This window comes from Candidatus Uabimicrobium amorphum, from assembly GCF_009002475.1.
GTDB lineage: Bacteria > Planctomycetota > Uabimicrobiia > Uabimicrobiales > Uabimicrobiaceae > Uabimicrobium > Uabimicrobium amorphum.
In genome coordinates, this window is sequence record NZ_AP019860.1 from 2,951,494 (window position 1) to 2,973,054 (window position 21,561).

Here is a 21,561-nt window from a genome sequence, read left to right on the forward strand (position 1 = left end):
CGCGTTTATGAAAATCTTATTGAAGGGATTTTTCTTTATGAAAAAACTATTGTTTTTAAGTATTGTTTTGTGTGTCAGTCTTGTGGCAAACGATCTAGACAAAGCACCACAGAACTTTAACCAATTTGATGGAAAAGCAGTATTTGTCGATTTCCAACAAGTTAAAGTTGATCTAGTTCTAGATGTAAAAGCTCGTAAGGCTACCGCGGTAACAAGCATTTCTTTTTTCCAACCACAAGATGGATATCCTATATTTGATCTTGTTCCCTCAGTAAGTTCTGCGAAAGTGGATGGTCAAGAGTTATCGGCACAAAGCTGCCCATCAGTCAATTCACCTGGCAACGCAACAACTGTACGCGTTGTACGCAAGCAACTTGCTGCAGGTATGCATGAGTTACAAATCACCAACTCATTCACCAAAAACCTAGAGTTCACTTCTCAAGGTGTTAAGCTTGGTTTTTTTATGTCTGACTTGAGTAAGCGTACTTTTATCGAACAATACATTCCAGGTAACTTGGAATTCGATCAGTACCCAACACAACTACAGTTAAAAATATTGAATGCGAGTTATGAACATCGCGTTATGGCAAATGGAACGATGCAAAAACTAGGTAGCAACCAGTTTTCTATTTCATTTCCACAATACTTTACCGCTTCTTCTTTCTACTTACACATTGTCAATCCAAATGCAATGACAATTGTCGAGTATGATTACAAAGGCATGGAAAAAACAATTCCGCTAACTGTTTATGCGAAAAGCTCTTCTTTGGCAAACAACGGTATGCGTGATTTGAAGAAATACATGGCGGAACTTGAAAGTACTTTCGGTCCTTTTTGCCATCCACAATTCATCGCGTATATGACACCAAGCGGCGGAGGAATGGAACACTGTGGAGCAACAATCACTTCATTGTGGGCGTTAGGTCACGAACTTACTCACTCGTGGTTCGCACGTGGCGTTATGCCATCAAGTGGTAACTCTGGATGGATGGACGAAGCTATTGCAAGTTGGAGAGACAAAGGCTATCCACGTAAAGCTCCTGCAAACCGTACTCCCGTAAACCTTGCAGGTCACTCTGAGTATCGTCGTCATACACCATATGCATCTTACAGCTCAGGTATGACTTTTATTGCGGAACTAGATTATATTTTAAGCGCACAAGGTGGTATGAAAAAGCAATTACGCGAACTTTTCGCGAACAATCATCATAAAAATATCACCACCGAGCAATTCAAAGCATTTATTGAGAAAAAAGCAGGTAAGAGTTTATTCGATCGTTTTGATCGTTACATATACGGACAAGGCGAAGAAGCTCTTATGAGCGAGCAACACGCTTGCGACAATCACGACTCTGTATGCCGTCCTTTTACCGCAGAAGAATTGCGCGACAATCTATAAGCAAACTTACCTCAGGCACATGCCTGAGGTACCACCCCTATTTTACGCGAAAATAACAAGCCTCCCAATGAATATCTTGACAAATAAAACACATCGTAATTAATGTTGGCTTTCGTACTCCACACTATTGCGTTTGGAATGCCGGCTTAACGCTTTGGAGCATTGACGTATATATTTCTTAATTTTATGTATATCCAATGCATTCGGTTTTAATTCGAGATATTTGCGAAAATCGGAAATGGCCGTTTGGTAATTTTTCGTCTGCAAAAAAGCCACAGCTCTATTTTTATATGCTTTTGCCAGACAAGGATTGCAGTGGATGGCCTCACTGTAGTCGACAATGGCGTCCATCATTTCATTGCAGTGGTGGTGAGCTTTTCCTCTATTGTGGTAGGCCACGGCTAACTCGGGATCAATTTCCAAGGCTTTGTTGTAGCAGTCGATGGCCGCTTCAATGTCGCGCTGATGGAAAAATTCATTTCCCCGTACGCAGTGAATTTTGGATAAGCGTTTCACGTTATTTCTTTTCGACTTTTTGGTTTCGCGCAACTTCTTAACTCTTCGTGAAGATCCACTTAGAGCGAGTTTGAGATCCACAATGAGCTCTTCGGGATTTTGGTAGCGATTCTCCGGCTTGTGCTCTAACATTTTGTACAAGATGTCACCCAAGTGCGGGGGAAACACATTCATATCTTCTTCGAGAAGCGGTGGTTCTAAAAGCATTTGATAATAGACAACCGCAACCGACGAGGCGGCGCGAAAGCGATGTTTACCAGTAATCGCATAGTACAAAGTGGCTCCTAGAGAATATATATCTGAACGAATATCAAGATCCTGTTCCGATTGGATCTGCTCCGCAGACATGTACTGTGGGGTTCCGACCCACATGTCACTCGAGGTTCCCAATTCATCTTCAAACTCAGAGCTTTTCACCAAACCAAGATCCGTAAGTTTGGGGATATTATTTTTGTCGATCAAGATATTACTCGGATTGATATCGCGATGTACCAATTGATTTTCATCCAAGCACTCCAGAGCGTTGGCAATAGCAAGCGCTAGTTTTAAAACTTTTTTTTCGGAGAGTGGACCGTTTTCTTTGATGTGCTGTTGCAACGACCGTCCTTCAACGTACTCCATTACAATATAATACGAATCCTCTTGAAAACCAAAATCAATCGCCGAAACGATATTCGCATGTTGCAACTGAGCCATTACTTTGGCCTCTGTTTGTAAACGCTTCACGAAAATTTCATCACTACTCAGCGAGGGGGCAATCATTTTAATGGCGACAAAACGGTCAAGGCTATGTTGTTTCGCCTTATACACAATTCCCATTCCCCCCGCACCAATTTCTTTCACGATTTCATAGCCAGGAAAATATGTACTTGTTTTTGGAGTAACAATGGTGGTCACTTTCGAAGCCGGATCGTACGCAGTCACTAAGTCACTATCGTATTCCAGTTGTGACGCAGAGATTTCTTCCGTAGAGTTATCCACACTTTCGATAAGTTGATCGAGAATTTGCGATTGTTTTTCGATAAATTCCTGCGACATTTCGGAAACCAATGTAACCGTAAACTCCCATGCGTCGCCGTCCATGGAACGCGAAGCTATTTTTATTTGCTCTTGGTGGTAACGTGAGAGTCCTTTAATACTTCCCTTTAACATAAGATGTACTTCGGGAAGAAATTTACAAACGACCACTACTTCACTGGCGGAGGTGCGCTCGCATTTCATGTGAAAGTTATACTTGCCTGATTTAGCAATAATAGAAACTATTTCGAGGGAGTGCTCTAAGGTGTCTAGGGTTTTCCACTTTGCGTTAACCACATACCAAAACATATCCACAAACTTAAGGCCAATATACTCTCCAAAATCTTCAAAAATAAATTCTTGAGATAGCCCTGTTATTTGGCATGTTGCTTGAACAATCTTTAGTAAATCTTCATATGGGTATCTTTGCGGAGATTTAAATGTGTCACAATCTAGTTTGATATTGCGTCGCATATTTGCCCATGTGTCACCACCAAATTTTGCATTTAAATATTTTTTAAACTCAACAAATAAAATACCATGTATATCCATCTTGATTATCTCCCGTAGTAACTATATAACCGAGGAGTGAATTAGACACCAATTTATAAATTGTTTCTCTGTGTATGTTTTGCTAAAATTCCTGGCATGGTGTTGTAATAAACTAGGGTGTGTCATCACTGAAAATCGTCACCGTGACCCTGACCGTAATCGTCCACCGTGACCCTCAATGCCATTGACTTAAGCGTAAATACTTTTTAATGATAAGCTTACCTTACCGTGTCATCCCTGACTTGATCAGGGATCCACGAACAGAAGTCAACTTTATATTGCTGGATCCCGTATCTTTCCAAAAAACAAAGTTTTTTGGGTACGGGATGACAAGTATTGTAAACCTTTTTCGGTTTTACACTTACCTCTTAAGTCAATGGCATTACAACGTGACCCTGACCGTAATCGTCACGATTCCAACAGCAAATTTTATAGTTTTTTAACAAACTAATGACACGCTCTATATAGATTGTATCCAAAAATCGACAACACGCCAGTAAAATACTAAAATTCACGAAAATCATACACGGCAAACACAATGACAAACAAAAATCCACAAGACATCGTGAAGCAAATGATGGAAAAAGATGCTTTTAGCCAGTGGCTAGGCATTGAGGTTATCGAAGTACAGTTAGCACGTGCTGTTATTAAGATGCGTGTGCGCAATGACATGGTCAATGGCTTTGGCATATGTCATGGCGGTGTCACTTTTGCATTTGCAGATAGTGCTTTTGCATTTGCCAGTAACACATATGGTAACATAGCTGTCAGCATAGAGAACTCCATTTCCTATCCAGCAGCGGTTCTCGTTGATGATGAACTCACCGCGACCGCAGTGCAAAAGAGTAATAGCAAAACCCTCGCAGTTTACGATGTCGAAGTACGCAACCACAACAACCAAGTTGTCGCTTTGTTTCGCGGCATGGTATATAAAACAAAAAAACAACATTAAAGAGGATAACCATGAGTCAAGCCTATATAGTAGATGCGATCCGTACGCCCATTGGTAAATATTGTGGCTCACTTTCCACAATTCGCGTAGATGATTTGGCCGCCTTAACCATCAAAGAATTAATGCAGCGCAATAAATCTGTTCCCTTAGATGTCGTCGACGATGTTATTTTTGGTTGTGCAAACCAAGCAGGGGAAGACAACCGCAACATCGCACGTATGGCGCTTCTCTTAGCGGGTTTACCCGTTACCGTACCAGGAGAGACCGTAAACAGACTATGTGCATCAGGCCTCAGCTCTGTTGTCCACGCTTCGCAAGCGATTCGCTTAAAAGAGGCACATATCATGATTGCCGGTGGAGCAGAGCACATGACCCGCGCTCCTTTTGTTCTCGCCAAATCATCTACGGCATTCTCGCGTCAAAGCGAAATGTATGACACGAGTATTGGTTGGCGTTTTCCCAACCCAAAACTAGAGGCGCTTTATGGTGTAGAAGGCATGGGAAAAACCGCAGAGAACTTGGCAGAAAAATACGCAATTTCTCGCGAAGACCAAGACAAATTTGCCTACAATTCTCAAATGAAAGCGACAAAAGCTCTGCAAAGTGGTCGACTAAAACAAGAGGTTATTTCCGTATCCATACCACAACGCAAGGCCGACCCTATTATATTTGAACACGATGAATTCATCAAGCCACACACCACGCTAGAAAAATTAAACAAACTGCGTCCCGCTTTCCGCAAAGATGGCAATGGTTCCGTCACCGCGGGCAATGCTTCGGGTATTAACGATGGTTCTTGTTCTATTCTTTTGGCTTCTGAAGAGGCGTTAGAAAAGTATTCATTAACACCCAAGGCGCGTTTTATTGCTTCGGCAGCAGTGGGAGTAGAACCAAGCTATATGGGCATAGGCCCTGTCACCGCCGTGCAAAAAGTATTGCAAAAGAGCGGATTGTCTTTAGAACAAATAGATGTCATTGAACTCAACGAAGCCTTTGCTGTACAAAGCATCGCCTGCCTTCGTGAGTTAGGATTACAGGACGACGACCCACGCGTCAATCCCAACGGTGGTGCCATTGCCATAGGACACCCACTAGGCATGTCCGGATCACGACTGGTGCAAACCGCAATGCTAGAATTACAGCAAACGCAAAAAAAATACGCACTCTGCACCATGTGTGTCGGGGTGGGACAAGGAATGGCCGCTATTATTGAGAGAGTGTAATGAATTCCGCTAAAGATACGCATATGCAACAATTTCCCGTCGTCATCGATTTCCCCATTGACTGGGGAGATATGGACGCCTTTCAACACGTCAACAACATTATGTATTTTCGCTATTTCGAAAACGCGCGCATTGCCTATTTCGAACAAACGAATATTACCCAGCATATGCAACAAACAAAATTGGGTCCTATTCTCGCCGATACATATTGCCGTTACCGCGTTCCCTTAACATATCCCGACACTGTTTCCGTCGGTGCACGCGTTACTGAGTTGCAAAAAGATCGCTTTGCGATGGAGTATATCGTTTATAGCAATAAACTCGACAAAGTAGCGGCAAAAGGTACGGGACTTGTTGTCTATTATGATTACGGCAAAAACAGTAAAACGCAGGTTCCTAATGAAATCCGCGAGCATATTTCGCATGTTGAGGGCCGCGAATTCTAAGTTGGGCATCCATCTAAAAACGAAATTCTTACTTCCCAAAACAGGCATCGTATAATGGATAATCAAAATTTACAAAATGACAAAATCACTGTTGTAATAGCGTGGGCCAAAAAGAAAAGAACACGTATTATTTGTGATCTAAACTTATACTGCATTTTACTGCGAGAGGATCACCGCGTCTACACAACGATTTCATATGACGTAAAAAAGTGCAAAGGTGTGTTTCTCGCCGAAGAAAGTCGTGCTGTTGATACAGAAATTGCCACGGAAAAAATGCAAATCAATTTAGGACAAGTTGCTGATAAAGTTCAACAACTTGTCCTTGTCGTCGACATCTTCGGCGCGGTATCACGCAAGCAAGATTTTACGAGCATTTCCCAGGCAATGTTTGTGGTAAAAGATGGTAATGACATCAAATTTGAAAAGGATTTACCTTCTTTTGCGCAACAAAAAACAACGATTCCCGTCGTCCTAGTACGTACCAAGCACGGCTGGCAATTACAACAAAAGAATCTGTCTTCCGCGGAATATTCGGAATATATAGAATCGTTCATTGCCAAGTTCAATAAACATCGTCGTATCTACGAGTGGATATTAACACCCATCGTATACCCGTGTGTCGCATTATTTTTTTACACGAAAATATCAACTCTGAGTATTTGGCAAATATTGCTATCCGTTATTGGTGTTGTTTTCTTATTGCCACAAATAGTACACATGTTCACCATAGCACTTGCCTCCATAGGAAAAGATCATGACTTGGAGCACATCCATTATCAAAAATCGGAATTCGTCACGAAATTAGTTTGCGATATGCTGCTAAAAGATAAAGAAGACAACCGTCGTGCAGTAGAGGAATAATGTTACGGTCACGGCTCAACTCCATCGAATTAAGTGTAAATGCTTTTAAAAAAAAGCTTACCTTACCCGTGTCATCCCTGACTTGATCAGGGATCCACGAACAGAAGTCGACTTTGTATTGCTGGATCCCGTCTCTTTCCAAAAACTTTTGGTTTTTGGGGACGGGATGACAAGTGTGTAAATGTTTTACTGTTTTACACTTACCTCTTAAGTCAATGGTATTGACTGTCAGGGCTACGGTCACGGTTGGTGGCTGTATTATTTTTGCAGATGTTATTTTCCAAAAAAATTGCAAAAAGGATGATTATATGCTACATTTAACTAAATATGTAACATATAATCATCATTTCCTCGGGAGAACATCATGAACTTTACTGATCGGGTTCTAAACAATGTTTACAAGAAAACGGTGGCCTTTTCTTACGGGATGCCGGGCTATCGTTTGCAAAAGAAGTATTGGTGCGATTTAGACAGCGATTTATCGCAAAATACTTACGTCGTTACGGGAGCGAATTCGGGTATTGGCAAGGCAATGGCCCAACATCTGGCAAGACGCCAAGCACGCGTTATATTGGTTTGTCGCAATTTAGAAAAAGGTAAACAAACGCAAAAAGAATTGACAATGACCGCCCGTAATCGCAATGTCATGTTGGAAATAGCCGATTTATCAAAAATAAACGACGTGGAGCGACTGGCGTATCGTTTTAGTAATTGGTATCCAAATATAGACTGCTTGATTCACAACGCAGGCGTTATGGTTCAGGAAAGAGAAACGACAGACGACGACATCGAACGCACATTTGCCACCAACGTCGTCGGCCCATTTTTGCTCACCATGCGCATATACCCTTTGCTAGAAAAATCTCCCAATCCCCATATTATACAAGTTTCTTCGGGAGGAATGTACACGCAAAAAATAGACGTGGATACTCTACAACACGGCCCCGAAGACTATCGTGGGGTAAAGGCCTATGCGCAAAGTAAAAGAGCGCAGGTGATGCTAAACAAGCTATGGGCAGATTTTTTCCGAGATAAGAATATCACGTGCAGTTGTATGCACCCTGGTTGGGTGAGAACCGTCGGCTTAGAAAAATCGCTACCGCGCTTTAATAAAATTTTCGCAAAAATATTGCGAACACCAGACGCTGGGGCAGACACAGCTCTATGGCTTGCGACCCTATCAAAACCACCGCAATCGGGAAAATTGTGGTTCGACCGTTCGATTATTCCCGAACATGTCTCGGAAAAAACAAAGGAAGAGGAAGGTGACTTCCAAAAGCTGTGGGATTTACTAAAAAAATTGACGAAATACGAAGAATAGTCACCATCAAAAACAGTGAAAATTTCTCCTAATGAAAAGTTAGAGGTGGATGCCGATCCCAAATGGGATCGGATTTTTTATTTAGCCTTCGACCATTGCCGAATTATAGAGCGTGTCATCAATTAATAACATATACAAATACTAGATAATATATGCGCTAGGTGTCATCCCGCACTTGATGCGGGATCCACAAATAAAATTAGAAAAGCTGTAAAAAATAAGGCATTCTTATTTCTAAAAATATTTCTTTTTATTTTTGATATTTCTTTTTATTAACTTGGATCCCTGCTTTCGCAGGGATGACACGAGAACGGAACAAATTTGCTAATTAATGACAGCCCTAATACTCTCATTTTCATAAAAAGCTCCTGTAAAACAAATTCATCAAAACTGTGGTGAAAAGCTTCTTTTATATTGCATAACTATTCGTTTATGCCATACAATGTTATTCACTCGATGAGTTTAAGGTACAAAAATCAAATAATGTTGCGTATTTTTTACGCCGTATTTTGGGAGCATTGCCATGATATCCGGTTTTTTTTATCCATTAAAAGGTTGCTTATTTTTTTTGAAGCATCGCAGTTTGTGGAAACATTTGATCAAATCCATTTTTATTTCGATTGTATTGCTATTTTTAGTGATCGGTGGTGCATCGAAACATTACACCTTACACATTGCCCAAACACCTATGTTAAAAAAAGTCATACTAACGACTCTTTTAACGATCATATCTGCGATTATTTTTTTTGCGATCAACAGTATGTTGACAGCACGCTTCATGAAGGCTCTGTCACGCCATGTAGAAAAAATTGTTTTACAAAAAGAGATCCAAGAACCCAAAGTGAGCTTTGGACAAATGATCAAAGGTATATTCCACGCCATTCGCTCCATACCTTTTTTTCTGCTAATTCTCGCTCTAAACTTTGTGCCAGTAGTGGGACAAATCCTTACCTTATACTATCTCGGACGTAACTACACCAGCTTTCCTTTGGAACTACGTACAGATAAAAACGCCCAGAAAAAAGTATCGCAAAACGCTTTGGGATTTATTACCTTTGGTTTTACCGCAACTCTCATGATGATTCCTCCCTTCACGATTATTTCTCACCCAATGTGTGTTGTTGGTGGTACGTTGATGACTTTGGAAAAAATAGATGCCTAAGTCACCTTTTTGAATTTGGCGACCAATAGTAGAGTAGTGATACAACATCTACTCTTACTAAGGAAATAAAATGAACGCCAAAAAAATCATGAAATTTATGGCATTTGCCGCTATTGCAGTTGCCTTTGTATGGTTAATCGATCTTTCAACAACCAAAAGTCAGCGTGGAATCATTATACTCGCAACCGGCCTGTGTCTTTCTTTACTCATGAATGCACGAAATATTGCTTTCCATTGCTTGGTATGGCTTTGTGCCTTCATACTACTATCCTTCTTACCTTCGTCAGGGATTCACGTACTTATTATTGGCTTATGCGCTGTTTATATCAGTGGATTTGGCAATTCCTCAAAAGAAGAACAGTTGGATGAGGAACTTGCCGCGTCATTAGAAAAAGGGGTCAAAAAAGGAACGGAAGAAGCACAACAGTATTTGTCTACGCCAAGAGCTACACAGTCAAAAGAAAAAAAATCTCTCGTTATGGGAAAAACGGAAGTCATCTTAGACGACGATGAAGTCACTTTTAAATCAGGTCCGACTCTTGTAGATAAGTTTGTCATCATTTCTGGCATCGTCTGTTTTGGTTTTGTTTGCGCATTTTGGTCGTGGACCGTTAGCCTAGTAGTATGGTCTCTAAGTATTTTCGTCATGTTTGTATGCAGAGAAGCGGCCCTACTGTCCACGACAGAAATCTCCACAGGGAACTGGAAAAACGAGCGCTATGTTGCTGCGGCATCACAGCCCATCTCTCTACTACAAAACATTTGTTGTTATATCAAGGTATGGGATGTGTACCAAAACGGAATGCTTGACCATCGCAAGTTTGACTATCGTTTATGTGGTGAACTAAGAGACGGAGGTGAAGTTTGTTTATCTTCCGGAATTGATTTATATGACTTTGAAGAGTTCCAACAAAAATTCCAAACATTGGCGATGATTCTAAAAGACCGCATGTTCATCTGGGGAATGGATGTGGGTGTTAAGATGGACTTAGAAGAACAATAAATTGTTCCCGTTTTATAACGGGAACAATGCACTACTGTGTTTTGCTTTTCTTTGCCAACAAATTCATCATTTTATGCGGCAACGACTTGATCGTTCCCCAACAAATTTTTAACAACGTACCGCAATCAATAAGCAAAGACTGGATACCTGGAACAAGTACCAAAGTTAAAAATGTGGAGAACACTAATCCACCAGCGATCGCCGTTGCCAATCCACTGTATAGCTCCGAACCAGGCGCACCTTGTATACACATAGGGATTAAACCGAATACCGTGGTGATAGTACTCATGAAAGCCGGACGTAGACGCGTGCGCACACTCTCACTAATGGCGAGGTGTGGTTCATAGCCTTCTTCTTTCATAAAATTGAGTGCTTGGTGCACGACGAGAATAGCGTTGTTCACCACAATTCCCCCCAAAATGAAAAAACCCAGCACGGTGAGCATGTCGAAAGGTGCCTCATTCCACACAATAGCAAAAATTCCTCCAGATATGGCGAGAGGTACAGAAAACATAATAATAAACGGAAAGAAAAACGACTCAAATAGACTACAGAGCAATAAATAGATAATTGCTACAGACAATAAGAAATTAGGTTTTAAAGCATCTTGTGTTCGTTTTAAATCCGACGCCGATCCAGAGACGTCGATATTGTACTCTCCAGGAAGATTCTTTAGCATCGGAGCAATAATCTCATTGCGCACTTCATCTATCGCTTCTTCCAGCGGTTTTGTTTCATCCAGGTTAATGCTCAGGGTAATGGCACGGCTACGTTCACTGTGCAAGATCTGCGTTGGTCCATTGGTTGTGTATATATCGGTGACACTATCGAGATTTGTTGTGCCAACACCTTCCACAAAAAACTGCACCATTTTCAGTTGCTCAATGTCATCGATAATGTACTCAGGAACCTTCACCACGATATCGATGTCGTCTGATCCATCGCGAAACTTACCGGTTTTCTTCCCGGCAACAAAAGTTTCCACGACACTTGCCACTTCAAAGGCCCTAAGACCCAATTCTGACGCGCGCTCACGGTCGATGTTGATACGGATTTCTGGTAAACCTACCTCAAAATCGCGTGTTACGCGACCATAGCCAGCATTTTTCCCCATTTGATTGATTCGTTGTTCTACCTCATCGGCGAGAACTTTGAGCTTTTCAATATCGGGTCCACTTACTTCTACGTTAAAACCTTTGTTGGCGAAGCGTCCAAATAACCCGGGACGAATTGCAAAAGCGTATTCGGTCCCTGGCGTACCAAAAGTCGCTCCGGTAAGTAGAAAAGCCAGATAATCCATCGAGGAACGAAACGGCTTTTGCGTCATCGGATTCATCGACATAGGTAGATTTTCGACAGGGGTGCGTGCGTATTTTTCTTTAAACACCGTGATCATCAGATTAAACCCAGAAGAGGTAATCGCCACCATTCTCTCAATCGCAATATTGTCTTCGCTATTCCCTTTGCGTGGATCAAAGAGTATTTTTTCCACCTTGCGTTCCATGGTTGCCGAAATTTGCGACTTTTTTTCCACATTCGTTCCCGGGGGTACCTTGTAGATCAAAATAATCATATTGCGGTTTCCGGTGGGCAGGTATTCCATCGGTGGAATAAATTTTAACGTCACCACAAAGATCGGAATCACCAACAGAGCAATCAGTGTTGTTTTAAACACAATCTGTAACAGAACATTGCTCCCAAAAGAAAGCTTGCGCAGGTATTGTCCGGTGATGAGTTTCACACAAAATTGGAAGGCAAAGCCAATACCACGCCCGATGTAATCACTTGGCAAAAACAAATAGCGCGTTATCGCGAGCGGTTGGCTCTTTTTCATTAAACGCGATGACATCATCACCACTAACGTGAAGGAAAGTACCAAAGAAACAGCAACACTGCACGAAATGGCCAGGGCAATATCTTTAAAAAGTTCTCCCGCTTCTTCTTTTATGTACAAAATAGGTAAAAATACCGCCATTGTCGTCAATGTTGATGCAAGAATTGCTCCCCACACTTCTTGAATACCAACAAGACAAGCTTCGCGTAGTTTTTTTCCCATTTCCAAATGGCGATAGATGTTTTCAATCACCACAATTGCATTGTCTAAAGTCATTCCTACAGCAAATGCAATACCTGCGAGAGAGATAATATTGATCGTGCGTCCCAGTATACTCAGAAAAATAAAGTTTGAGATAAAGCACACCGGAATCATCACCGAAACAATCAGTACAGACCGTAAACTCTTTAGAAAAAAAATCAAAACCGCAGCGGCAAGTACCGCACCAAAAAATAAGTTTTGCGAAACAAAGCTCATCGATTGCCAAATATAATCAGCTTCATTATAAGCCGGTTTTAAACGCAAAGAGGCTTGTTGCCCTTTAAAATTCATCGCACTAAATCGTGTGTTAAGACTGTCAATTTTTTGTTGAATGCGCTCAATGGTTTCGACAACGTTGGCACCAATTTTCCGCGATATCCCTAAGGCAATCTCCGAACGCATGTTGAGACCGCGCACGGTGGAACTACGCGGTTCAAAAGAATCCTCCACATATGCCACATCGCGCAAATACACCGTTCCCGAACTTGTACGCGATAAAACGATGTTTTCAATATCCGCTATCTTGGTAAATTGGCCGACGGTGCGCAGTGTGTAGCGCATTTTTCCTTCATCAATGAACCCTCCGCGCACATTGCGATTTTCCAACAAGATAGTGTTGCGTAACTTATCAATGGTAATACCACGTGAGATCATCGATTTGGGGTCTAAGTTCACAATGATCTGACGTTCACGACCGCCAAAGACAGTGACATCTCCTACGCCATCTACTTTACCAATGGCATCCTTGATTTCATTTTTGGCAAATTTAGTGATGTCATCGACATTGAGCACATCACTAGAGATCATCAACCACATAATGCGGTCTTCTTCCACCGATGAAACCGCGGAGATAACTGGTTTTTCTGCCTCTTCAGGCAAGTCGCTAATCTGATTGGCTTTTTCGATCACATCCAAAAAACGTGCATCGCGGTCTGCTCCCCAATCAAACTCCAAAGAAACGGTAGATACGGACTCTGCAGAAGTGGACGTCAACTTGTTGAGCCCTTGGATGGCATTGACTTTTTCTTCAAAAATATCGGTAACCTGCTGCTCAACTTCGATAGGTGCTGCCCCAGGATATGCCGTTTGAATACGGATAATAGGTTTATCGACGGTAGGTTTCATCTGGATCGGTAAAGATATAAGTGCTAGCCAGCCAAACAATCCCACAAGAAGTACACCAACGACCGTGGTCACAGGGCGATCTACAGCAACCTCTGCTATTTTCATTTTCTTTCCTCAATTAAGGTTTACAGCCCTTTGGTGATAATAACTTTGGCCCCGGGGTATACATTATTATTATTGGTCACGACCACAATATCGTCCTTTTTTAGTGGGCTAGAACTCGATACGATTTCAAACCATTCGCCTTCGCGAACACCCGTAACTATTTCAATGGTTTCCACAGAGCGTTCTTTCGTGATACGGGCCAAGGAAATCTTTCCTTGTTGGTGAATAAATGCATCGCGATGAACCAAGAGCACTCCGGCTTCTTCGCGCAAAACACCTTCCACACGACAAAACATTCCTTCGTAAATGTTGCCTTTGGGATTATCGATGATCAGTTCTACGGGAAAATTCCGCGCCAAGCCTTCCGTACGAGGGATAATAGCAGAAACAGTTCCCCAAGTTTCCCATCCAGGAAAAGCGTCCATTTTTACCTTGGCTTTCATCTTTAAACGCACTAAAGAAATATACTTTTCGGGAATCGAGACCTGAACGCGCACTTGCGATAAGTCGACTAAATCAGCGATTTGCGTTCCACTGGAAATCCATTCACCTAGTTCTACATATTTTTTAGAAATCATTCCGGAAAATGGAGCCTTAATGGTGGTATTATTTAAACTATCTTCCGCTTGACGAAGTTGGGCTTGCATCGTTTTTAGATGTGCAGAAGCAATCTTAATATCTTCAAAACGCGAACCGTCTTTCATTTTCTTTAGTTCGGCACGTGCTTGCTCTACTTGCGCTGCCATTTCGTCAAACGAAAAACGCGCTGCATCCCACTCCGAACGTGCGATACCATTTTGTTTTAATAGATCTTGTTGGCGATTTTTCTCGGCTTCCAGTCTTTTTAATGCCGCTTCTTTTTCTTGTAATACCGCTGCAGCGCGCTTTATTTCTTGTTCGATGTAACCGTTTTTTAACTTTTCAATTTCGGCTTCCCAGCGCAAGCACTCCGCTTTTTTTTCGGCAACTTTGGCTTTCCAAGAGTATGTGTCTATTTGAACAAGAGGTTGTCCTTTGGTTACGGTCATTCCTTCTTGTAGATTGATTTTTACTATTTCCCCGGCAATTGCCGCTGACAACACTGCTTTGCGTAGGGCAGTTGTTGTCCCAACGATATCAACCTTAACTTTTAAATGCTTTTCTCTAATTTTGCCCACTTCCACTTGTACAGGTGGTCGAAAGGACGCTTGTTTCTTCGTTGATTTTTTGGCCCCACCACTTTTTTTATTCGACGGTGATGTGCTATTTTCACCTTGACCACAGCCTATGATAAAAATAAATACAACGAGGACACAAAACAAATGTTGCATGATGAACTCCTAAGAAGGTACTTTCAGAAGATGTTGGAATCCGTAATAGTTACGAATATGTGGGAGGAAATAAAGGGGAAGAGTGCACTGAAATTCAGTGCACTCTACAATGTTTTACGATGTTACGGAGGCTTTGATCAATTCACGATTTAAACGAGCGATATTCGAAATGCTAATCTCTTTCGGACATTCGGCTTCGCACTGGCCACTGTTGGTACAGTTACCAAAGCCCTCTTTTTCCATCTGTGCAAGCATATTTTTCACACGCGTTGCACTTTCTGCTTGGCCTTGCGGCAACAATGCGTACTGCGACACCTTTGCAGAAACAAAAAGCATTGCCGATGCATTTTTACAAGCAGCAACACATGCTCCACAACCGATGCACGCCGCAGCATCCATCGCCAATTCTGCATTTTGCTTTGGAATGGGAATAGCGTTTCCGTCAGGTGCACCACCTGTTTTTACCGAAACATATCCACCCGCTGTCATAATGCGGTCAAACGCTGTGCGGTCAACAACAAGGTCTTTTAGTACAGGAAATGCTTTTGCACGCCATGGCTCAATGTAAATGGTGTCACCATTTTTGAACTTACGCATGTGTAGTTGACACGCGGTGATACCTCCTTCAGGGCCATGAGCACGACCATTGATCACCATAGAGCATGATCCGCAAATCCCTTCGCGACAGTCGTGATCGAAAGCAATGGGTTCTTTTCCATCTTTAATGAGCACGTCATTTACTTCGTCTAACATCTCTAAAAAAGACATGTGAGTCGAAATATCTTTCGCTTCGTAAGTTTGAAATTCCCCTTTGCTATCTTTGTCTTTTTGCCGCCAAACTTTGATGGTGACATTGATAGTTTCACTCATTACTTGTAGCTCCTCTGAGTTAATTTCACATTGTTAAAAGTTAACTCTTCTTTGTGCAATTTAGGTTCTTTACCTACACCAGTAAATTCCCATGCTGCTACATACGAATAGTTCTCATCATCGCGTTTTGCTTCACCTTCTTCAGTTTGGCTTTCTTCACGGAAGTGACCACCACACGACTCTTTGCGGTTAAGGGCGTCTGTAGTTAGAGTTTCCGCAAACTCAAGAAAATCAGCGACACGACCAGCGTATTCAAGAGCAACATTTAGATCTTTCGCAGAACCTGGTATGTTGACATTGTTCCAAAATTCATCGCGAATCTTAGGTATTTCCTTTAGTGCTTTCTTCAAATCTTTTTCGGTACGCGACATTCCTACGTAATTCCAAATGGTCTTACCTAGTTCACGATGAATCTCCATTGCTGTTTTCTTACCTTTTGAAGCCAACATTTTGCTAATGCGTTCGTTCACTTCTGATTCAGCTTTTTTGAATTCTTCGTGATCTGTCGTTGTTTGCGGCAGCGGTGCTTCGTTTAAATAGCCACCGATGGTGTAAGGAAGAACAAAATAACCATCTGCCAAACCTTGCATCAATGCCGATGCACCTAAACGGTTTGCGCCGTGATCGGAGAAGTTACATTCGCCGATAGCAAACAATCCAGGAACGGTGGTCATCAAGTTATAGTCCACCCATAGTCCACCCATTGTGTAGTGTACCGCGGGGAAAATACGCATCGGAACTTGGTACGGATTCTCATCGGTAATTTTTTGGTACATGTGGAAAAGGTTACCGTATTTTTGGCGAATTGTATCCATGCCATCGCGCTTAATCGCATCGGCAAAATCCAAATAAACCGACATTTGCGTTTCACCCACACCACGTCCATCATCACAAACTTCTTTTGCGTTACGCGAAGCCACATCACGAGGAACAAGGTTACCAAAACTTGGATACTTGCGCTCCAAGTAATAGTCTCTTTCATCTTCAGGAATGTCTTCCGCTTTACGCTTATCACCTTTTTTCTTTGGAACCCAAACACGGCCATCATTACGTAAACTTTCACTCATCAGTGTCAGCTTCGATTGGCTTTCTCCAGATACCGGAATACATGTAGGGTGAATCTGTGTAAAACATGGGTTGGCAAAAAAAGCACCTTTTTTGTGAGCACGCCATGCCGCGGTTACGTTACTTGCTTTTGCGTTTGTTGATAGATAGTATACGTTACCATAACCACCTGTTGCCAAAACAACCGCATCCGCCATATGTCGTTCGAGTTCTCCGGTAATGAGGTTACGAACAATAATACCACGTGCCGCACCATCAATAAGGACGATGTCTTGCATGTCACGTCTAGTAAACAACTCGACTTTACCGGTATTTACCATACGCATTAATGCACTGTAAGCACCGAGTAACAATTGTTGCCCAGTTTGTCCACGACAGTAGAATGTTCGCGAAACTTGTGCTCCACCAAAAGAACGGTTGGCGAGTTGTCCACCATATTCTCTCGCAAAAGGAACACCTTGTGCTACACATTGATCAATAATATGGTTACTTACTTGTGCTAAGCGATACACGTTGGCTTCACGAGAACGATAGTCTCCACCTTTTACGGTATCATAAAACAAGCGCCATACAGAATCACCGTCGTTAGGATAGTTCTTTGCGGCGTTGATTCCTCCTTGAGCAGCAATACTATGTGCACGGCGTGGACTATCGTGAATACAAAAAGTTTTCACTTCATACCCTAACTCTGCTAGAGATGCAGATGCAGAGCCACCGGCCAATCCTGTTCCCACAACAATCACTTTATATTTTCGCTTATTTGCGGGATTCACCAATTTTAGGTTAAAGCGATGCTTATCCCAAATTTGGTCTATCGGAATATTTTCTGGAACTTTCGAATCTAGTTTCATGTTTGACTACTCCTTGCGATAAAATCGGTTATAAAGATCCAGAGCGGAATAGTGGTGTAACCAGCCCACATAACAAACGCGTAGACATAGCTCAATTTTTTGATAAGCGGTGTATATTTGGGGTGATTGATCCCCAGGCTTTGAAATGCACTTTGGAAACCGTGTGCGAGGTGTGAACTTAAAATTGCAATAAAAGCAACGTAAACACCTACCCAAAGTGGTTGTGTAAAGGCGTTAAACACAACGTTGTATAACGAGTCATCCGGGCGTTCAGCAAATTTAAATTGCACTAGGTGTAAAATTAAAAACGCGAGGATAAATACTCCGGTGATAAACATCTTGGAAGATGCCCAGTCACCACCTGCCTTAGAATTGTAAACAGCATATCCTACAGGACGCGCACTCTTGTTAGCCAAAGTAAGCTTGAGCGCTGCCCCTATGTGAAACAGAGCTAAAAGAATAAGAACTGCTTCTGCGGGATATATCAACATCGGTAAATTTTCAAGTTGTTTCGCATACTTATCGAAGTGTGATTGTCCTAAAAACAACGTTAAGTTTCCTGCGAGATGGACGACAAGGAATGCACAAAAGCATTGCCCTGTAATCGCCATGACGACTTTTTTACCAACAGATGTATTTAAAAATTTTTTATTGCCCATAGATTAATAAAGTAAGCTGTTTCGAGCTTACTACCCCTCTGATAACTAATAATTTATTTACCCATAGACGCGATTACAAATATGGAATATTTTGATTACAATGAAAGAAATATTGTTGTTACTAAACCTATATTTCTTTTTGTATTGAATTTAGTTTTAATAGTAAAGTATATTATGTAAATTTGCAACTGTTTTCTGTTGAATTTGCCATGAAATAAAGTAATTATGCCGAAATAAGAGTTTCTTATTTGCTCTTTAAACGCTATAATAAAAAATTTAAAAATAACAAACTATTAAGGCTTGGTATTATGGAGAGAAAATCAATATTTATTACTGGTGCTGCTTCGGGAATCGGTAAAGAAACAGCACTTCTTTTTGCCAAACAAGGCTGGTTTGTCGGTCTTTTCGATGTCAATGAGGAAGGACTAGCAACACTAGCAAACCAAATCGGTGAAGAGCAATGTTGTTACAAAAAAGTAGATGTCAGTAACTTCGAAGAAATGCAACAAGCAGTAACATTTTTTGCACAGAAAACAGATAATAAAATGCATGTTCTTTTTAACAATGCAGGAATCATGCATATGGATTTTTTCGAAAAAATTCCCTACAAGGACCATGTAAAAGCAATAGAAATTAATTCATTGGGTGTGGTAAATGGTGTCTATGCCGCCTTGGATGTTCTCAAAAACACCACAGGGGCACATATTGTCAGTATGTGTTCCGCATCCGCTTTTTACGGGACCCCAGAATTGGCCACATACTCCGCAACAAAATTTTTCGTGCGTGGCTTTACCGAAGCCTTGAATATAGAGCTAGAAAAAGACGGAATAGTCGTGACTGATCTCATGCCTCCGTATGTAAATACACACATGGTAAAAAGCCAAGAACATAAAGCAAACAGTCTTAAAAACTTTGGTGCGCAACTAAACCCACAACAAATTGCGAAAGTTGTATGGAAGGCAGCACATAAGAAAAAAGTTCACTGGGTTCCTACACTACAAATGAAATTTTTATCTTACTTGGGAAATGCATTTCCCTTTCTTGGCAGAACGATGATGAAACTATTTAGTTAAGAAGGACAAACCATGGAATTAAAAACAACTCCCTTAACACAAGTGCATGAAGAATTAGGTGCAAAGATTGCTCCGTTTGCAGGTTTTGCGATGCCTATTCGTTATGGCAATATCACCGAAGAGCATTTAAAAGTACGTAGTGCTGCTGGTTTATTTGATTTATGCCATATGGGTCGTATAACGGTCAGTGGAAAAGAAGATTGTAAATATCTACAGCACTTGGTAACAAACAATATCGAAAAAATGGACGTTGGACAAGCGCACTATGCCTTAATTTTAAACGAAGAAGGTTTTGTTCTCGATGATATCATCGTTTATAGACGCCCCGAAAATTATATGATAGTTTGTAACGGCGCAAATTTGGACAAGGTTGTCACCTGGATGCAAAAACAACAGCAAAATTTTGAAGTAACGGTTCAAGACCAAAGTGACGAGATCGGTATGATCGCGATTCAAGGTGTTACTTCTCTTGCAGTTGTTTCGCAACTTGTAGATACTGATGTATCCCCCATGAAGTATTATTTTTGCTGCGAAGCGAACATCAATGGACGCGCAGGTATGGTAGCACGTACAGGTTACACCGGAGAAGACGGTTTTGAATTGTACGTGGCCAGTGAATACATCCCCGAATTATGGAAAAAATCCCTAGAGGTGGGGGAAAGCCACGGACTTGCTCCTGTAGGTCTTGCTGCCCGCGATACACTTCGTTTAGAGGCCGGCATGCCTCTTTATGGACATGAAATCGATGAAACAACAAATCCACTAGAAGCGGGGCTTCGTTTTGGTGTTAAGTTCAAAAAAGGAGAATTTATTGGCCGCGATGCTCTTCTCAAAGTTAAAGAACAGGGGTTAACGCGCAAATTGGTATGCCTTATCTCCGAAGGAAAGCGCATTGCACGACAAGGAAGCGAAATCTTTGACGGAGAAACACAAGTGGGGTACATCACAAGCGGAACCAAATCGCCGTCTTTAGAAAAAAGCATTGCCATGGGCTATGTTCCCGCAGACAAAAGCAAGCCAGGAAATGTTTTTCATGTGAAAATAGGAAAAGGAAATCATGAGTTTACCGTGGTAAAATCTCCTTTCTACAAACGCGAAAAGTAGTATGTTACGTACAAAACAGTTACAAAAGTTTATCCCAAAAAAATGGCGTCCACTCATTAAGAAAATATACGTAAAGTGGCACAACCCTCTTTCACAAAAAGAGTATAATGAACTCCCGGCGCTAAAGTGTACGATTGCGTACAACAAGTATGGTGGCTACTGTGTTCCCGAGTCATCGCAACACAGGCCCGCCGCTCAAAAAATACTTTTTCGCGATGTATACGAACCGAAAACAATTGAGTATTTGATCGCAAATTGCGGCAACGGGGATATCGTACACGCAGGAACATACTTTGGTGACTTTTTACCTGCTTTGGCAAAAAACGCTGCACAAGGTGCGACTATTTGGGCCTTTGAACCCAACATCGAAAACTACGAGTGCGCAAATGTCACTGTACTCATTAATCGATTGCACAACGTGGTTTTGCACAATGCTGGATTGGGATGCGAAGACAAAAACTCGTATGTAGTGACCTCCTCACCGAGTGGTAAAGCACTCGGTGGCCTGAGCAAAATTGTAGATAACGATTCTCCCGGGCAAAAACAAACAGTGCAACTTATGACCATCGACAACATCATCAGCACCGAACGCAATGTATCTGTCATTCAATTAGATGTTGAGGGTTACGAAGAATATGCTCTTAAGGGAGGGATCGCAACGATTCGTAGATGTTTGCCTATTATCATTGTGGAAACTTCTCCCACAAGTGAACTCATCACCGGAGAATGGTTTCGCACAAATATTTTAGGCCTTGGTTACAAACAACAGCAAAAGATTCATGGGAACATTGTTTTTATCCCAGCAACGAAAAGGTAACTTCATTTGTCACTTGAAGCATCAATTGACTTACA

General features: G+C 41.6%; 17 protein-coding genes. 11 read left to right on the forward strand and 6 right to left on the reverse strand.

Annotation, left to right across the window (positions count from 1 at the left end; all coding sequences use genetic code 11):
• Window positions 1-37: 37 nt before the first annotated feature.
• On the forward strand, window positions 38-1,399 hold the full coding sequence (locus UABAM_RS10465) for a M1 aminopeptidase family protein (protein WP_151967949.1): 1,362 nt from the start codon (window positions 38-40) through the stop codon (window positions 1,397-1,399).
• 99 nt (window positions 1,400-1,498) lie between these two features.
• On the opposite strand, the gene UABAM_RS10470 is transcribed toward UABAM_RS10465, so the two are convergent.
• On the reverse strand, window positions 1,499-3,484 hold the full coding sequence (locus UABAM_RS10470; protein WP_151967950.1) for a protein kinase domain-containing protein: 1,986 nt from the start codon (window positions 3,482-3,484) through the stop codon (window positions 1,499-1,501).
• 538 nt (window positions 3,485-4,022) lie between these two features.
• On the opposite strand from UABAM_RS10470, the gene paaI reads away from it, so the two are divergent.
• The 7 genes from paaI to UABAM_RS10505 all read left to right on the forward strand — a co-directional run bounded on the left by paaI (window position 4,023) and on the right by UABAM_RS10505 (window position 10,452).
• Window positions 4,023-4,436: a hydroxyphenylacetyl-CoA thioesterase PaaI gene (paaI, locus tag UABAM_RS10475; RefSeq protein ID WP_151967951.1), complete on the forward strand. Its 414-nt coding sequence runs from the start codon at window positions 4,023-4,025 to the stop codon at window positions 4,434-4,436.
• Window positions 4,437-4,447: 11 nt separating this feature from the next.
• Window positions 4,448-5,659 (forward strand): 3-oxoadipyl-CoA thiolase, encoded by a 1,212-nt coding sequence (gene pcaF / locus UABAM_RS10480; RefSeq protein WP_151967952.1) that lies wholly within the window; start codon window positions 4,448-4,450, stop codon window positions 5,657-5,659.
• A complete protein-coding gene (locus UABAM_RS10485; RefSeq protein WP_229759384.1) occupies window positions 5,659-6,105 on the forward strand; it encodes an acyl-CoA thioesterase in 447 nt (148 codons plus the stop codon). Before pcaF ends, UABAM_RS10485 begins: the two co-directional genes overlap by 1 nt.
• A 54-nt stretch (window positions 6,106-6,159) precedes the next feature.
• Window positions 6,160-6,966, forward strand: a complete 807-nt coding sequence (locus UABAM_RS10490; RefSeq protein ID WP_151967953.1) for a TerD family protein — start codon at window positions 6,160-6,162, stop codon at window positions 6,964-6,966.
• Between the two features lie 364 nt (window positions 6,967-7,330).
• Entirely contained in the window at window positions 7,331-8,287 is a 957-nt protein-coding gene (locus tag UABAM_RS10495; protein ID WP_151967954.1) for an SDR family NAD(P)-dependent oxidoreductase, read from the forward strand.
• A gap of 523 nt (window positions 8,288-8,810) precedes the next feature.
• The gene (locus UABAM_RS10500; protein ID WP_151967955.1) at window positions 8,811-9,449 is read left to right on the forward strand and encodes an EI24 domain-containing protein; all 639 of its coding nucleotides are present in this window, start codon (window positions 8,811-8,813) and stop codon (window positions 9,447-9,449) included.
• Window positions 9,450-9,519: 70 nt separating this feature from the next.
• The gene (locus tag UABAM_RS10505; protein WP_151967956.1) at window positions 9,520-10,452 is read left to right on the forward strand and encodes a hypothetical protein; all 933 of its coding nucleotides are present in this window, start codon (window positions 9,520-9,522) and stop codon (window positions 10,450-10,452) included.
• A gap of 31 nt (window positions 10,453-10,483) precedes the next feature.
• On the opposite strand, the gene UABAM_RS10510 is transcribed toward UABAM_RS10505, so the two are convergent.
• The 5 genes from UABAM_RS10510 to UABAM_RS10530 form a co-directional block, all read right to left on the reverse strand.
• Window positions 10,484-13,777, reverse strand: coding sequence for an efflux RND transporter permease subunit (locus tag UABAM_RS10510; protein ID WP_151967957.1), 3,294 nt, complete (start codon window positions 13,775-13,777; stop codon window positions 10,484-10,486).
• Between the two features lie 20 nt (window positions 13,778-13,797).
• Window positions 13,798-15,087, reverse strand: a complete 1,290-nt coding sequence (locus UABAM_RS10515) for an efflux RND transporter periplasmic adaptor subunit (protein WP_151967958.1) — start codon at window positions 15,085-15,087, stop codon at window positions 13,798-13,800.
• Between the two features lie 114 nt (window positions 15,088-15,201).
• Window positions 15,202-15,957: a succinate dehydrogenase/fumarate reductase iron-sulfur subunit gene (locus UABAM_RS10520; RefSeq protein WP_151967959.1), complete on the reverse strand. Its 756-nt coding sequence runs from the start codon at window positions 15,955-15,957 to the stop codon at window positions 15,202-15,204.
• Window positions 15,957-17,873 (reverse strand): fumarate reductase/succinate dehydrogenase flavoprotein subunit, encoded by a 1,917-nt coding sequence (locus UABAM_RS10525; RefSeq protein ID WP_151967960.1) that lies wholly within the window; start codon window positions 17,871-17,873, stop codon window positions 15,957-15,959. Before UABAM_RS10525 ends, UABAM_RS10520 begins: the two co-directional genes overlap by 1 nt.
• Window positions 17,870-18,532 (reverse strand): succinate dehydrogenase cytochrome b subunit, encoded by a 663-nt coding sequence (locus tag UABAM_RS10530; protein WP_151967961.1) that lies wholly within the window; start codon window positions 18,530-18,532, stop codon window positions 17,870-17,872. Before UABAM_RS10530 ends, UABAM_RS10525 begins: the two co-directional genes overlap by 4 nt.
• Before the next feature lie 308 nt (window positions 18,533-18,840).
• Here UABAM_RS10530 and UABAM_RS10535 point away from each other — a divergent pair, with 308 nt between their 5' ends.
• The 3 genes from UABAM_RS10535 to UABAM_RS10545 are packed head-to-tail and all read left to right on the forward strand — an operon-like array spanning window position 18,841 to window position 21,526.
• Entirely contained in the window at window positions 18,841-19,605 is a 765-nt protein-coding gene (locus UABAM_RS10535; RefSeq protein WP_151967962.1) for an SDR family oxidoreductase, read from the forward strand.
• A 12-nt stretch (window positions 19,606-19,617) separates the two neighbouring features.
• Window positions 19,618-20,709, forward strand: coding sequence for a glycine cleavage system aminomethyltransferase GcvT (gene gcvT, locus UABAM_RS10540; protein ID WP_151967963.1), 1,092 nt, complete (start codon window positions 19,618-19,620; stop codon window positions 20,707-20,709).
• 1 nt (window position 20,710) lies between these two features.
• The gene (locus tag UABAM_RS10545; protein WP_151967964.1) at window positions 20,711-21,526 is read left to right on the forward strand and encodes an FkbM family methyltransferase; all 816 of its coding nucleotides are present in this window, start codon (window positions 20,711-20,713) and stop codon (window positions 21,524-21,526) included.
• The last annotated feature ends 35 nt before the right edge of the window (window positions 21,527-21,561 follow it).

Excerpts from the sequence above, each read along its gene's own strand:
- UABAM_RS10520 (WP_151967959.1), bottom strand. The coding sequence starts at position 15,957 with ATGAGTGAAACTATCAATGTCACCATCAAAGTTTGGCGGCAAAAAGAC.
- pcaF (WP_151967952.1), top strand. The coding sequence starts at position 4,448 with ATGAGTCAAGCCTATATAGTAGATGCGATCCGTACGCCCATTGGTAAA.
- UABAM_RS10515 (WP_151967958.1), bottom strand. The coding sequence starts at position 15,087 with ATGCAACATTTGTTTTGTGTCCTCGTTGTATTTATTTTTATCATAGGC.
- UABAM_RS10535 (WP_151967962.1), top strand. The coding sequence starts at position 18,841 with ATGGAGAGAAAATCAATATTTATTACTGGTGCTGCTTCGGGAATCGGT.
- UABAM_RS10495 (WP_151967954.1), top strand. The coding sequence starts at position 7,331 with ATGAACTTTACTGATCGGGTTCTAAACAATGTTTACAAGAAAACGGTG.
- UABAM_RS10465 (WP_151967949.1), top strand. The coding sequence starts at position 38 with ATGAAAAAACTATTGTTTTTAAGTATTGTTTTGTGTGTCAGTCTTGTG.
- gcvT (WP_151967963.1), top strand. The coding sequence starts at position 19,618 with ATGGAATTAAAAACAACTCCCTTAACACAAGTGCATGAAGAATTAGGT.
- UABAM_RS10505 (WP_151967956.1), top strand. The coding sequence starts at position 9,520 with ATGAACGCCAAAAAAATCATGAAATTTATGGCATTTGCCGCTATTGCA.
- UABAM_RS10510 (WP_151967957.1), bottom strand. The coding sequence starts at position 13,777 with ATGAAAATAGCAGAGGTTGCTGTAGATCGCCCTGTGACCACGGTCGTT.
- UABAM_RS10530 (WP_151967961.1), bottom strand. The coding sequence starts at position 18,532 with ATGGGCAATAAAAAATTTTTAAATACATCTGTTGGTAAAAAAGTCGTC.
- UABAM_RS10485 (WP_229759384.1), top strand. The coding sequence starts at position 5,659 with ATGAATTCCGCTAAAGATACGCATATGCAACAATTTCCCGTCGTCATC.
- UABAM_RS10525 (WP_151967960.1), bottom strand. The coding sequence starts at position 17,873 with ATGAAACTAGATTCGAAAGTTCCAGAAAATATTCCGATAGACCAAATT.
- UABAM_RS10490 (WP_151967953.1), top strand. The coding sequence starts at position 6,160 with ATGGATAATCAAAATTTACAAAATGACAAAATCACTGTTGTAATAGCG.
- UABAM_RS10500 (WP_151967955.1), top strand. The coding sequence starts at position 8,811 with ATGATATCCGGTTTTTTTTATCCATTAAAAGGTTGCTTATTTTTTTTG.
- paaI (WP_151967951.1), top strand. The coding sequence starts at position 4,023 with ATGACAAACAAAAATCCACAAGACATCGTGAAGCAAATGATGGAAAAA.
- UABAM_RS10470 (WP_151967950.1), bottom strand. The coding sequence starts at position 3,484 with ATGGATATACATGGTATTTTATTTGTTGAGTTTAAAAAATATTTAAAT.
- UABAM_RS10545 (WP_151967964.1), top strand. The coding sequence starts at position 20,711 with ATGTTACGTACAAAACAGTTACAAAAGTTTATCCCAAAAAAATGGCGT.